At 55.5% G+C, this 13676-nt stretch carries 14 protein-coding genes; 7 read left to right on the forward strand and 7 right to left on the reverse strand.

Annotated elements, in window-relative coordinates; genetic code table 11:
* Genes gspF through gspC form a run of 4 tightly spaced genes read right to left on the reverse strand, consistent with a single transcriptional unit; the run spans position 1 to position 5414 of the window.
* Positions 1 to 1209: a type II secretion system inner membrane protein GspF gene (gene gspF / locus B3B59_RS07895; RefSeq protein ID WP_286808617.1), complete on the reverse strand. Its 1209-nt coding sequence runs from the start codon at positions 1207 to 1209 to the stop codon at positions 1 to 3.
* On the reverse strand, positions 1209 to 2687 hold the full coding sequence (gene gspE, locus B3B59_RS07900; protein ID WP_286808619.1) for a type II secretion system ATPase GspE: 1479 nt from the start codon (positions 2685 to 2687) through the stop codon (positions 1209 to 1211). Before gspE ends, gspF begins: the two co-directional genes overlap by 1 nt.
* A gap of 8 nt (positions 2688 to 2695) precedes the next feature.
* Positions 2696 to 4627 carry a type II secretion system secretin GspD gene (gene gspD, locus B3B59_RS07905; protein ID WP_212477464.1) on the reverse strand — a complete coding sequence of 644 codons (1932 nt, stop codon included), beginning with the start codon at positions 4625 to 4627 and terminating at the stop codon, positions 2696 to 2698.
* A 13-nt stretch (positions 4628 to 4640) separates the two neighbouring features.
* Positions 4641 to 5414 carry a type II secretion system protein GspC gene (gene gspC, locus B3B59_RS07910; protein ID WP_286808623.1) on the reverse strand — a complete coding sequence of 258 codons (774 nt, stop codon included), beginning with the start codon at positions 5412 to 5414 and terminating at the stop codon, positions 4641 to 4643.
* 255 nt (positions 5415 to 5669) lie between these two features.
* On the opposite strand from gspC, the gene B3B59_RS07915 reads away from it, so the two are divergent.
* Both B3B59_RS07915 and B3B59_RS07920 read left to right on the forward strand, forming a co-directional pair.
* Positions 5670 to 7232, forward strand: coding sequence for a peptidoglycan-binding protein (locus B3B59_RS07915; RefSeq protein WP_286808625.1), 1563 nt, complete (start codon positions 5670 to 5672; stop codon positions 7230 to 7232).
* Between the two features lies 1 nt (position 7233).
* Entirely contained in the window at positions 7234 to 7755 is a 522-nt protein-coding gene (locus B3B59_RS07920; protein ID WP_286808627.1) for a hypothetical protein, read from the forward strand.
* Here the strand turns inward: B3B59_RS07920 and B3B59_RS07925 are convergent.
* The 3 genes from B3B59_RS07925 to B3B59_RS07935 form a co-directional block, all read right to left on the reverse strand.
* Complete coding sequence (locus B3B59_RS07925; RefSeq protein ID WP_286808681.1) at positions 7749 to 8372, reverse strand: helix-turn-helix domain-containing protein; 624 nt, start codon at positions 8370 to 8372, stop codon at positions 7749 to 7751. The genes B3B59_RS07920 and B3B59_RS07925 overlap by 7 nt on opposite strands.
* 272 nt (positions 8373 to 8644) lie before the next feature.
* Positions 8645 to 9493 carry an N-acetylmuramoyl-L-alanine amidase gene (locus B3B59_RS07930; protein WP_286777760.1) on the reverse strand — a complete coding sequence of 283 codons (849 nt, stop codon included), beginning with the start codon at positions 9491 to 9493 and terminating at the stop codon, positions 8645 to 8647.
* Positions 9493 to 9813: a heavy metal-binding domain-containing protein gene (locus B3B59_RS07935; protein WP_040078541.1), complete on the reverse strand. Its 321-nt coding sequence runs from the start codon at positions 9811 to 9813 to the stop codon at positions 9493 to 9495. The genes B3B59_RS07930 and B3B59_RS07935 overlap by 1 nt, the downstream gene beginning before the upstream one ends.
* 111 nt (positions 9814 to 9924) lie before the next feature.
* Here B3B59_RS07935 and B3B59_RS07940 point away from each other — a divergent pair, with 111 nt between their 5' ends.
* From B3B59_RS07940 to artM, 5 genes are all read left to right on the forward strand, one after another.
* Positions 9925 to 10443, forward strand: coding sequence for a lipoprotein (locus B3B59_RS07940; protein WP_207293330.1), 519 nt, complete (start codon positions 9925 to 9927; stop codon positions 10441 to 10443).
* 239 nt (positions 10444 to 10682) lie between these two features.
* A complete protein-coding gene (artP, locus tag B3B59_RS07945; RefSeq protein ID WP_040076383.1) occupies positions 10683 to 11411 on the forward strand; it encodes an arginine ABC transporter ATP-binding protein ArtP in 729 nt (242 codons plus the stop codon).
* Positions 11412 to 11427: 16 nt separating this feature from the next.
* A complete protein-coding gene (gene artI / locus B3B59_RS07950; protein ID WP_040076384.1) occupies positions 11428 to 12159 on the forward strand; it encodes an arginine ABC transporter substrate-binding protein ArtI in 732 nt (243 codons plus the stop codon).
* Positions 12160 to 12165: 6 nt separating this feature from the next.
* Positions 12166 to 12882 carry an arginine ABC transporter permease ArtQ gene (gene artQ, locus B3B59_RS07955; RefSeq protein WP_040076385.1) on the forward strand — a complete coding sequence of 239 codons (717 nt, stop codon included), beginning with the start codon at positions 12166 to 12168 and terminating at the stop codon, positions 12880 to 12882.
* Positions 12882 to 13550 carry an arginine ABC transporter permease ArtM gene (gene artM / locus B3B59_RS07960; protein WP_040076386.1) on the forward strand — a complete coding sequence of 223 codons (669 nt, stop codon included), beginning with the start codon at positions 12882 to 12884 and terminating at the stop codon, positions 13548 to 13550. Before artQ ends, artM begins: the two co-directional genes overlap by 1 nt.
* Positions 13551 to 13676 lie beyond the last annotated feature (126 nt).

The following is a 13676-nucleotide window of genomic DNA, read 5'->3' on the forward strand; positions in this document are numbered from 1 at the left end:
TTAACCTACCATGTTATTAAGTTGCAGAAGCGGTTGTAATATTGACAGCACAATGAATAAAACAATGGTCGCCATACTCACCACCAGCGCAGGTTCAAATACCGACAGCGTTAAGGTAATTCGGTGCTGTAAGGCCGACTCCTGATTTTCTGCCGCGCGATCCATTAAGTTGCCTAATTCCCCGCTCTCTTCGCCGGAGGCGATCATATAAAGCATGGTGGGCGGAAATAACTTCGCCTGTTCCAGGGCGGCAAAGAGGGTTGCCCCCTGCCGTACGGTATCGGCCGCCTGCTCAAGCACCCGGCGCGCGTAGAGGTTTTCGATACCGTCCATCGCAATGTACATCCCCTCCAGCAGCGGCACGCTACTGGCCTGCAGGATACTCAGCGTGCGGATATAGCGGGCGCTGTTGATGGCGCACACCAGCTTTTTAATCGGCGAGCGGTTTACCAGCCAGCTGTCGTAGCGAAAGCGATTTTTACTGTTGCGGACCCAGCTCTTAAAGCCGATTACCCCCCCGCCCAGCGCTCCCGCTATATAGATTCCCCAGGCTTGCAGAAAATCGCTGACCGCAATCAACGTACGGGTCGTAAGCGGCAGCTGCTGCTTCATATGGGTAAACTGTTCAATCACCTGCGGCACCACTGCCACCAGCAGAATGCTGATTACCGCGACAGCCACCACCGTCAGGGTGATGGGATAGACCATCGCCTGCGTCAGCTTGCTCTTCATCTTCTGGCGCTGCTCGTTATACTCCGCCAGTTTTTCCAGCACATCCCCCAGGTGGCCCGTCTTTTCACCGGCCATCACCAGGGTGCAGTAGAGCTTGTCGAAGGTGCGCGGGAACTGGCTAAAGGCGTCGAAGAGGGTATGCCCCTCCACCACCTTCTCGCGGATCTCTACCACCATCGACGCCAGCTTTTTATCTTCCGTCTGTTTGGAAATGGCCTTCAGCGCACTCTCCAGCGGCAGCGCGGCGTTGACCAGCGTAGAGAGCTGGCGGGTAAACATCGACAGCACCGGCGTAGAGAGTTTTGCCCCGGTCTTTGCTTTCCCACTGGCGGAGGTCTGATGCGTTTCGCTGATGCTCACGGGCAGCAACTTTTGTTCTCGCAGCCACTGGCGAACCTGCTTTTGCCCCTCGGCCTGCATCGTGCCGCGCTGGGTTTTGCCCGCCGCGTTGGTCGCCGTCCAGGCGTAGAAAGCCATTATTCGTCCCCTCCGCGTTCGGCGGTGACGCGCATGACCTCTTCCAGTGAGGTAATGCCGCTTATCACCTTCAGCAAGCCGTTTTCACGCAGGCTATACGCCTCCTTAAACAGCTGGGTTTCGAGGGACATTTCATCTTTATCTTCGTGGATAGCCCGGCGCATGGCGGTGTCCACCACCAGGAATTCATGGACCCCCGCCCGCCCCTGATAGCCGCTCTGGCGGCAATGTTCACAGCCTACCGCGCGATAAATTGCCCTGGGCGGCGTCTCCATAAAGCTGAACAGCGCCTTTTCATTGGCATCCAGCGGGCTGGTGGTCCGGCAGTGGGTACAGAGCCGCCGCACCAGACGCTGGGCAATGACCCCGAGCAACGATGAGCCAATCAAAAAGGATTCCAGCCCCATATCACGCAGACGCGTAATGGCGCCTGCTGCGCTGTTGGTATGCAGCGTCGACATCACCAGGTGACCGGTGAGTGAGGCCTGTACCGCAATTTGCGCGGTTTCGCCGTCGCGAATTTCCCCGATCATCACCACGTCCGGGTCCTGACGCAGGATCGCACGCAGGCCGCGGGCAAAGGTCATCTCCACGCGCGGGTTCACCTGCGTCTGCCCTACCCCCTCCAGCTCATATTCGATCGGATCTTCGACGGTCAGAATATTGCGTTCGTGGCCGTTCAGCGCCGACAGGATGGCGTACAGGGTGGTGCTTTTCCCGGAGCCTGTCGGCCCGGTGACCAGGATAATGCCGTGCGGACGGTCAATCAGCCCCTTCAGTTTTTCCAGCTCTTCATCAATCAACCCGAGCTTGTTGATATCCGGCTTCAGGTTGCTTTTATCCAGCAAACGCATGACCACACGCTCGCCGTACTGTGACGGAATGGTCGAGACACGCACGTCAATCGCCTTACGGCCAATGCGCAGGGAGATACGGCCATCCTGCGGCAGGCGTTTCTCCGCAATGTCCAGTTTAGACATGACTTTAATACGCGACACCAGCAGGGGCGCAAGCTTGCGCGCCGGTTGCAACACCGGGCGCAGCACGCCGTCCACGCGAAAGCGGATGCTCAGCGTGCGTTCAAAAGTTTCGATATGAATATCCGAGGCGCCCTCTTTCACCGCCTCGCCGAGAATGGCGTTGATCAGGCGGATCACCGGCGAGTTTTCGTCGTTATCCAGCAGATCCTCGTTGTCGGGGATCTCCTCGGTTAAAGCCATCAGATCGATGTCGGCGTCCATATCGTCAACCAGCTGCTGCGAGACGCCGCTGCTCTGCTGCCAGATTTTAGCCAGCAGCTCTTCAAAGGCCTCAGCCGTCAGGATGGCGGGTTCGTAAGCGCGCCCGAGTACCCGGCGCATCTCCAGCAGCGCAAAGGCCGGGGCATCGTCACGGATATACACCTCATCCTGGTAATAGAGCACGCCGTTCTCTTTTGCGTAGCTGCTGCTGCAGAGAAATTGGGTCAATTCGTCCACGTTGCCCCTCACTCTTTAAAGGGGTTATGTGACGTGGCGGCGTTAGTGCTGCCTGGGGCGGCGCTTGCGGCAGACGCAGACGGGTACGCTGGCATCACCGGATTATCCACGTTAGAAACGATCCCCAGCTTTTTCTCTTCCATCCGCTGCTGCTGACGGGCGCGGATCTGGTCGTATTTCTCCTTCGATGCGGCGCTGTAGTTATCGTCGTCGCGCAGCACGGTGGTATGGATAAACACCATCAAATTGCGCTTCGACGTATCTTCCGAGGTGTAGCGGAAGAGCTGGCCCACCAGCGGAATATCCCCCAGCAGCGGCACCTTAGAGACGGTCTCTTTGGTGACATTCTCCATCAGGCCGCCGAGTACCACCGTCTGCCCACTGTGCACCATCACTTCGTTATTGATGGTTCGGGTGTTGAAGGTGGGGCCAAGGCTGGCGTCTTCGGTGGAGTTGGCATCTACGCTGGAGACTTCCTGCTCAATCTTCAGATGGATCATGTCGCCATCGTTAATCTGCGGCACAATTTTCAGCTTGGTGCCCACCGTTTTACGCTCGACGGAGTTAAAGACGTTATCGCCGCTGGTGGTCTGGGAACCGGCCAGTACCGGCACATCCTGACCCACGTTGAACGAGGCCTCTTTGTTATCCAGCGTCACCACGCTCGGCGTGGAGAGGATGTCGTTTTTGGAGCCGGTGGAGAGAGCCGTCATCAGGGCGCCGAAATCACCGTTAAAGAAGCCGGTCGCCAGCCCGGTGAAGGAGGCCCCCTTCATCGTGCCGTTCTTAATCTGGCTGATAGGCAGCCCGGTCGAACCAAACTGTACGCCGCCATGCTTGCCGGTCCACTGCACGCCGAGATCCAGACCGTTTCCGTCCTGAACTTCGGCAATGATGGCCTCCACCAGCACCTGCGGTCGGCGGATATCAAGCTTATCGATGACCTTCTCAAGGGAATTCATGACGTTAGGCTGGGCGGTAATCACCAGCGAATTCGTCGCTTCGTCAGCGGTGATATTCAGCTCATTAGCGCTGCTGGTGGTTTTCACTTTCGCCGTACTGGCTTTGTCTTTCAGCTGCTCGCCAATGCCGGTCAACACCGGCACCACCTTCGCGGCGTTGGCATATTTCAGATAGAAGACGCGGGTGTTGCCCTCGTTATTCTGCTCACGATCCAGCTGCCCCACCAGCGCACGGGTGCGCGCTCGCGCATCTTCCGACCCGCTGATCACCAGACTGTTGGTCTCATCATCGGCCACCACTTTGGTGGCGAGCTGCGGCGCGTTCTGCCCTTTTTGCTCTTCGTTATTGAGGTTGTTCAACATATCCGATAGCTCCCTGGCAGAGGCATACCGCAGCGGCACAATTTCGCGGCGCTGCACGCCCTCTTTATCCACGCGCTGCACCAGGTCCACCAGCCGATTGACCACCGAGGCTCTTCCGGTTAGCAGCAGCACGTTAGAGGGTTCGAAATGCACCACGTTGCCGACGCCGGTGGCATCGTTCAGCTGGCGCAACAGCGGCGCCAGTTCGCGAACCGGGACATTCTCCATGCGCACAACGCGGGTGATGATCTCATCCCCCTTGCCAGGATTTTTGCTGTCCGCCAGCGGCGCACCTGCGGTACGAGCAACGTTTGAACGCACCACTTTCACCATCCCGTTGTCCATGGGAATCACCGACAGACCGTAGAGATCCAGCACGCTCAGGAAGAACTGGTAATATTCGTCTTCCGTCAGCACGTTATAGGTGCGAACTGACACCGTACCCTGCACGGACGGATCGACCAGAATCGTTTTATTCAGATTACGGCTGACCGTATCGATAAATTCGCGAATATCGGTATTTTTAAAACTGGCACTAAAATTAGCGGCCAGCAACGAACCGGAATAGAGTGACGCGACGGTCAATGCAATACACGCCCAGGGAAATTTCTTCATCTCTTTACACTTGTTAATTGTTTACAACATTAACCCGAATATTTTCGAGGTGAGCGTGACGTTTAACCACCACGTTGGCCTCTCTTAATTTCGACCAGCTGGCGAGCATATTTTTCGCCTGTTCTTCTTTCGTCATATCAACGGAATTGATTTTTACGACCACATCCCCTTTTTGCAGCCCCACGTCGTGGAACCAGCTGGAGGCATTTCTGGGCTTTATTTGATAGCCTTCGAGTTGGCCGTGGTCGATATAGGGTTTCAGAACCAGAACATCGTTCAGATGGATATTCTCCAGCCCGGCATCGGTAGCCGGACGAGGCAGCGGCTTCGTGCCTGTCTCCCCTTTAAAGTAGTCGGGGCGCTTGAGAGCCAGCTTCTGCTCAACCCCCTGATAACTGACGACGATGTTGTCGGTATTGATCTCTTCAATCCACGCGTCGTTAACCCCCACCAGGCTCTCCCCCTCCCGATAACTCTGGACGCCGGAAGGGGTTTTCACCATGGCAAACGACAGCCAGGACTCATCGCTACTGATGATGCCTTCCACTTCCACGTTTAAGGGTTGTTTGACGATCGCCTGCTCAGCCCGCTGCTGCACGGCCGGCTGAAAGAGGGTAAATACGCTACGCTGGACCGGAGAAGAGACGGGCGTTTGTTCCGCTTCACTCATGTTATAGCTGGCCTTTTTGTAGTTTTTAAGCACGACATAACCCTGATGCCCGCTAAATAGCAGCACCATAAACATGATGACGGGGGTGAAGAGTCCGGAAAAACGCTGCATCCTCATTTTTAACGGGCCTTTTAATATGCAGAAAAATAACAGCATGCCGCTGTACCAATGGCGGCAATAGTAAATATCGCTTGCGCGTACCTCCACCGGGTTCGCTATTAACTTTAATTGAGAAATCTGTTGACCCGAGAATAGCCAGATGTTAGCGACAAAGCGTGGTTATTTTTCTCCGCTGAATATTTTGCTTACGTCCGCCCCCTGCCTTATTTTCAGCCGCTATTCCTTATTAATGCCATTATTCGGTGAGTCGTTATGTATCTGAGTCATTTCAAATTCACGGGCCAGCCATTCCGGACGGTGACCCGCGCGCCAGGTGAGTTCCTGGTGCCCTATCACCAGGATGTGTTTGGTTTGCTGGATGAGAAAAGCTGCGCGCCCGGCGTGGTGGGACTCTTTTCTGACGACGATGCGCTGCTCGGCGCCTTTATTGCCGAGCTGCAGGTGCAGAAGAGAGCGATGGTGACCCTCGACGCGTTTCCAAAGCTGAACGCCAGTGCGCTTCTCTATAAGCTAAACCCGAAGGCAAAAGAGGACAAAAATCGCCTGCAGGCTATCGATGCCATTCTGAGCCTCTGGCTCGACACCTTCCCCGCCTGCGGCAAAAAGGGCATGGTACTGGCCATCAGCGCCGTACAGGCCCTGCGTGAAGGCGGCTGGGAGGTTCTGGGCATGTTGCTGACCCGTGCCCAGGAGAGAGCCTTCCCACTGAGCATTGTCATTACCGGTACGCCCGAGCAAGAGACGCGGGCGCGCCAGGCGTCAGCTCTGGGATCGCGTCTGCATACCTGTCATACGCTGCGTCCTCTCACCTGCCGCGAATTCATCGGCTATGTGCAGGCCCAAGTGACGCATCATGGGGCTGAGACCTCGCCTTTCGTTCCCGCCCGGATCCGTCGCATGCACGCCCTGACCAAAGGATCCGTTGGCAAACTGAACGCCCTGGCGCAGCTGGCGTTGCTCGCCAGCTGGACAGAGCGCGCACCGCAGGTGGGTGCACGCCACCTGCGCCTGGCCGCGGGAGAACTGCTGCCGCGCCAGCGCAATACCCGGCGTAACGCAGTGGGGGGGCTGTTTGCCTCCGTGCTGTTCGCCGCCTGCGGCTGGCATTTTACCGCCGCCATTCACGCGAAGCTCCCGCTTCATCTGTCGGTGCCTGCACGCTGGACTCTGCATGCCCCTGCCCCGGTCGCGCCGGCGCTGCCTGATATTAATAATGAAGTGGTGAATCAGCCGGATGCCCTGCACCAGCTCTATACCGTCTGGGGGTATGACGCATCCACGGATGAGAATCGCTGCGAAAGCGCTGGCCGCGTCAATCTGGCCTGTAAACAGGGCCACGCCACGCTCGCCGACCTTGAAAGAGAGGGCTATCCCTGGATCGGCGAGTTGAACAGCGGCAACCATATGAACTATGCGGTCGTGGTCCGGGCCGGGAAAGATTCCCTCGATCTGCTGATGAATAACCGCACCTGGCAAGTCAGCCGCAACTGGTATACCCAGCATGCCACCGGGAACTATACCCTGCTGCATCGCCTGACGCCGGAGGGCAAAGAGCGTATCGGCGCCAGCAGCGATTCGCAGGAGATGCGCTGGCTTGATGACCAGCTCAGCGAAGCGCTGCATGAGCCTAAAACCCATGCCACAACCTGGACCGCTGCGCTGGCAGCGCGTACCCGCGAATTCCAGAGCCAGACGGCGCTGCGTGTGGATGGCCTCGCCGGTGAACAGACGTTGATGGCGTTAATGCGCGTAAATAACAGTACCCCGGCGATCCTGACGCCGGTCAGCACCGCGTCAGTACAAGGAAAACGGTAAGATGTCCACGATTTGTCTGGCTGCCCAGCGCAGCTATTACACCCAGGAACCGGTTTACTTCTCCTGGCGGCTGCCTTCTCCCCGGCAGGTCTTCACCCGCCTAATGGGCGGTGCATTCTGGCTCTGCGCGCTGGTCATCGCCGGGCTTTATGCGCATATGTTCTGGCAGGCTCGCCATCCGACCCCGGCGCCAAAACCGGCGAAGGTGGTTCAGCCCGAAGCCCGCCCTTCGGAGATGCACTATGTATACATATCGAAGCCCTTCCCGGAACCGAAACCCGTGACCTTGCCGCCGCTGCAAATGGCGTCGCCCGTTGTCGATAACGAGGCCAACTGGCAGCAGGCGCCCGACGGCGATCTTTCAACCCAACCGTTACCGGGAGCAGAAGAAGAGAGTAATGATACGTCGTTAAAAGAACGCTTTATGATGGCTTTGAAAGAGCAGGAACGGGACTATGCACAAGGAAAGGTTCCCTCACCACCCGATGAAAGCGGTGATGAGGTCACGAAGGAGACTCAATAGCGCTCCGGCAAAGAGTTTAAAGAGACTAATTTGCCTTTTTCAACCACGATATAGTGACCTTTTTTCAGGTCGGAGAGAATTTTAATGATGGTACTGCGGGCGAGGTTGGTATATTCCTGAATATAATCGTAGATATTAATATCACGGTTATGGTTAACCATCAGCTCATGGATCTCGAGTAAAAATTCACGCACAACAGAATAAGCGCTGCGGGCGATGAGAATATCGTCACGCTTACCCATGGCACAAATATACCAGGAAAGCACTTTGGTTAATTGCGGCCAGAGATTCTGTTCGGTGATAAGCTGAATAAAATCCTCTTTTTTAATTGAACAAATCACGGCATTGGTTCGCGCGATGGCATAGGTATGCTCACTGTCATAAAACATAGCGCTAATGCCCAGAATAAGCTGTTTCCTGATGGTAAACATGCTCAGATCGTCCGAGGTGCGGCGTAATTCAATTTCACCGCTGTGCAGCACATGGACGTAGTCCGAGCCGTAGAGAGGAATTTTCTGCCACTTTTTTATATTACGCTCAGGAAAAGACGCTGTTGCAGACACAATAGCATCGACCTCAGACTGAGGACGCAAATTACTTGCATAGATACTTAACATTTTTTTGTCTCTAAGGTATTTGAAGTTTTCAATAGCCCACAAAAATAAAATCATTGTGGGTTCAGATAAATTTAACCTGAATTAAATGATAAGTGTCATCCTGACGGAAAATGAAAATAATTGATTTTCTTCTGGCATTGCTTAGCAAGCTATGCAGTCATATTAAACCTGGTGATTTTTAAGTCAATTAACTAAAAATGAATCCACAATTCACTTAAGATGAATCTCAAATAAAATAAACGAATCATGCTGTTTGGGGTAATACCAAAGTATTACCCCTGTCCGTATTTCTCCAGCAATGCTTCGGCAATAGCCATGGTTTCGCGGTCGGCGAAGCCGTTCCACAGCCGGGGGCGGAAGTGCATCTGAAAGGCCATAATCACCCGCTTCTGCTGCGCCGGCGTGCCGTTAACGGCATTTTCGTAGCCGTAGCGGGCCAGCAGATCGAGAAGCTGCCTTGCCTGCACGGGCTCATGAGGAGAATGCCCGTTCAGATAAAACGCTACCCGGTGAGCATCCGGCCAGGCACCAATTCCCTGTGCTGCCAACGCCTGCCAGGGAAAGAGCGGCCCCGGATCGACCTTTCGCTGCGGAGCGATATCCGAATGCGCCACCACGTTCTGCGGTTTGATGTCATAGCGGGCGATAATGGCTTTCGCCAGCGGAACCAGGGCGGCGATCTGCGTGGGCTCAAACGGAGTGAAGAACTTTTCGCCGCCGCTTTTCTGCCAGCCGCGGTTTTCCAGCTCGATGCCAATAGAGGTGTCGTTAATGCGCGTGGCCCCGCGCCAGAAACTGACCCCCGCATGCCAGGCGAGATCGCGCTCGGGTACCAGCTGGGAGATACGCGGTTTGCCGTTATGCAGGGTAGGGATAGCCGGAATTAAGTAGTGCGAGCTGACGTCTTTGCCGGTAAGCGTGGTGAGCGAGCGGTCAAAATCGTCGGCAGTATAGTGGATCACCAGCACCTTGATACGGGGATAAGCCGCCTGGGCCTGGCGGCTGACGTCCAGCTCATAGGCGCCTTTATCGACGATAACCTGCCCGGCGTCCTTCTTCTCTTTACTGCTGCATCCTGCCAGCAGTAAAGCCAGCACGCCGAGTGCAATTGCGCGCCGCATCAGCGGGTTTTCACCGCAGTGCCGCTCACGCTCACCATCAGCATGCTGCTGTCTTTACCGACGGTTTCGTAATCGATGTCGATGCCCACCACCGCATCGGCCCCCAGCGCCTTCGCCTGCTCGCCCAGCTCTTTAAACGCAATTTCCCGCGCTTTGCGGAGCTCTGACTCATAAGCGCCCGAGCGACCGCCGACGATATCGCGAATGCCGGCAAAAAAGTCGCGAAATATATTCGCGCCAAGAATAGCTTCGCCGGTTACCACGCCGCAGTACTCGGTGATCGGCTGTCCTTCCAGGGTTGGGGTCGTTGAATATTTCATCAGTTTCATCCTCGTCGCATTCTGTGCCTAAGCGTATAAGATCAAAACCATTATCGGATCGTTACGCTATCATTGAAAGGTGAGTTAATTATTAGCCAAAAGGAAATGAACATGCGCTACTCCGCTATGACGCTTTTAGTGCCGTGCGCGCTGCTGCTCAGCGCCTGCACCACGCCGGTGACACCGGCTTTCAAGGATATTGGCACCCGCAGCGGCCCCTGCATTGAAGGCGGCCCGGATGCCGTCGCTCAACAATTTTATGACACCCGCATCTCGACCCGCCGTAACGATGTTACCGCCCTGCGCCCTTATCTGAGCGATCGGCTGGCGCAACAGCTGAACGAGGCCAGCCGTGATCCACAGCACAGCGCGCTGCTGAAATCCGATCCGTTCTCCAGCCAGAGCACCCTGCCGGATAGCGCCGTGGTGGAAAGCGCGTCGACCATTCCGAATACTGACGCGCGCAATATTCCGCTGCGGGTGAAACTGACGCAGGGTAGCCAGACCTGGCAGGATGAAGTGCTGATGATCCGCGAGGGTCAGTGCTGGGCCGTTGATGATGTGCGCTATCTGGGCGGCAGCGTTCACGCCTCTGCCGGTACGCTACGCCAGTCCATCGAAAACCGCTAATAAAGCAGGTTATCCGCGCCCCGGGAAAGCGTTAACCCCCGTAAAATGTCTGGCATTTCATCTGGAATGCCGACATTTATTCTCACCCCCCTGACCTCTCGCTATTTTGTGCTATGTTTACTACTGAATACGGTTTATATTTAACTTTTAACGCATAAATATTGCATAACTATTCTGTCAACGGTACTATCTGCGGCCTCAATTGCTATAGATTGCCTGGATGAGTAAAGACTGCCCCGATGAGTATTCAACTAAATGGCATTAACTGCTTTTACGGCGCACACCAGGCGCTGTTCGATATCACGCTGAACTGTCCAGAAGGCGAAACGCTGGTTCTGCTTGGCCCAAGCGGCGCGGGTAAAAGCTCGCTGCTTCGCGTGCTGAATCTGCTTGAAATGCCACGTTCAGGCACCCTGGATATTGCCGGCAATCACTTTGATTTCGCGAAGGCACCGTCGGACAAAGCGATCCGCGATTTACGTCAAAATGTCGGCATGGTCTTCCAGCAATATAATCTTTGGCCGCACCTCACCGTACAGCAAAACCTGATTGAAGCCCCCTGCCGCGTGCTGGGCCTGACCAAAGAGCAGGCGTTAGCCCGTGCGGAAAAACTCCTCGAGCGCCTGCGCCTGAAGCCTTACAGCGATCGCTATCCGCTGCACCTTTCGGGTGGCCAGCAGCAGCGTGTGGCCATTGCCCGCGCGCTGATGATGGAGCCTCAGGTGCTGCTGTTTGATGAGCCGACCGCCGCGCTGGATCCGGAAATCACCGCCCAGATTGTGAGCATCATCCGTGAACTGGCGGAAACCAATATTACTCAGGTGATCGTGACGCACGAAGTGGAAGTGGCGCGTAAAACCGCCAGCCGCGTGGTCTATATGGAAAACGGTCACATCGTCGAGCAAGGGGATGCGCGCTGCTTTGCCGAGCCGCAGACCGACGCCTTCAGAAACTACCTGTCTCACTAACATCGAGAGAACGATAATGAAAAAACTAGTGATTGCCGCCCTGCTTGCAAGCGTAAGCCTCTCCGCTGCCGCGGCTCAGACCATTCGTTTTGCGACAGAAGCCTCTTACCCTCCGTTTGAAGCGGTAGATGCGAACAACAAGATTGTTGGCTTTGACGTAGACCTGGCCAATGCGCTGTGTAAAGAGATGGACGCGACCTGTACTTTCACGAACCAGGCGTTCGACAGCCTGATCCCGAGCCTGAAATTCCGCCGCATTGATGCGGTCATGGCGGGGATGGATATCACCCCTGAGCGCGAGAAACAGGTTCTGTTCTCCACCCCATATTATGACAACGCCGCGCTGTTTATTGGTCAGAAGGGAAAATACACCTCTGTTGATCAGCTGAAAGGCAAGAAAGTGGGCGTACAGAACGGCACTACGCACCAGAAATACATCACTGACAAACACCCGGAAATCACCACCGTGGCGTACGACAGCTACCAGAACGCCAAACTGGATCTGCAGAATGGGCGTATTGATGCCGTCTTCGGTGATAACGCGGTCGTGACCGAGTGGCTGAAAACGAACGATAAGCTGGCGGCGGTTGGCGAGAACGTGACCGACAAAGCCTACTTCGGTACCGGTCTGGGTATCGCGGTACGTCAGGGCAACACCGAGCTGCAGCAGAAATTTAATACTGCGCTGGAAAAAGTGAAGAAAGATGGCACGTACGATACCATCTACAAAAAATGGTTCCAGAAGTAAGATCTGATGAACGAAATGTTTCCATTAGCAAGCGCCGCCGGGATGACCGTCGGCCTTGCCGTTTGTGCGCTGCTCATCGGCCTGGTGCTGGCAATGATCTTTGCGGTATGGGAGTCAGCGAAATGGCGTCCCGTCGCATGGATTGGCTCCGGGCTGGTGACCGTACTGCGCGGTCTGCCAGAGATTCTGGTGGTGCTGTTTATCTACTTTGGCTCGTCGCAGCTGCTGTTAACGCTGTCTGACGGCTTTACCCTCAATCTGGGGATCGTCGAGATCCCGATTCAGATGCAGATTGAGAACTTCGACGTTAGCCCGTTCCTCTGCGGTGTGATTGCCCTCTCCCTGCTCTATTCCGCCTACGCTTCGCAGACCCTGCGCGGTGCGCTGAAAGCGGTGCCTCAGGGGCAGTGGGAATCCGGCCAGGCGCTGGGGATGTCGAAAACCGCCATCTTCTTCCGTCTGGTTATGCCGCAGATGTGGCGCCATGCGCTCCCTGGGCTGGGTAACCAGTGGCTGGTGCTGTTAAAGGACACCGCACTGGTCAGCCTAATCAGCGTTAACGACCTGATGTTGCAAACCAAAAGCATCGCCACCCGCACCCAGGAGCCTTTTACCTGGTATATCGTGGCGGCGGCCATCTACCTGGTGATCACGTTGCTGAGTCAGTACATCCTGAAGCGCATTGACCTGCGTGCAACGCGTTTTGAACGGAGACCAGGCTGATGCTGGATTACTTACCCGAGCTGATGAAAGGGCTGCACACCAGCCTGACCTTAACGGTCGCTTCCATTATTGTGGCGCTGATCCTGGCGCTGATCTTCACCATCGTCCTGACGTTAAAAACGCCGGTGCTGGTGTGGATTGTGCGCGGCTATATTACGTTGTTTACCGGTACGCCGCTGCTGGTACAGATCTTCCTGATTTACTACGGCCCGGGCCAGTTCCCGACGCTGCAGGAGTATCCGGTTATCTGGCATCTGCTCTCTGAGCCGTGGCTCTGTGCGCTGATTGCGCTGTCGCTGAATAGCGCAGCCTATACCACCCAGCTGTTTTACGGGGCGATTCGCGCCATTCCGGAAGGCCAGTGGCAATCTTGCGGTGCGCTGGGGATGAGCAAGAAAGACACCCTGGCAATCTTGCTGCCGTACGCCTTTAAGCGCGCCCTCTCCTCCTATTCCAACGAAGTGGTGCTGGTCTTTAAGAGTACCTCTCTGGCCTACACCATTACCCTGATGGAAGTGATGGGTCACGGGCAGCTGCTCTATGGCCGCACGTATGACGTGATGGTATTTGGCGCAGCCGGACTCATCTACCTGGTTGTGAACGGCCTGCTGACGCTGATGATGCGCCTGATTGAACGTAAAGCGCTGGCGTTCGAACACCGCAACTGAGTGCATAACGCAAAGTAACAAAGACGGGCAAGTCTCATCACTGCCCGTCTTTTTTTATTCCCTAAGAAATATTTAATCGTTTTTATTGAATATAAATTCATTTTCTGACATTGTTACTTCCAGCCG

The organism is Leclercia sp. UBA2479 (genome assembly GCF_002341985.1).
Lineage (GTDB): Bacteria > Pseudomonadota > Gammaproteobacteria > Enterobacterales > Enterobacteriaceae > Enterobacter > Enterobacter pneumoniae.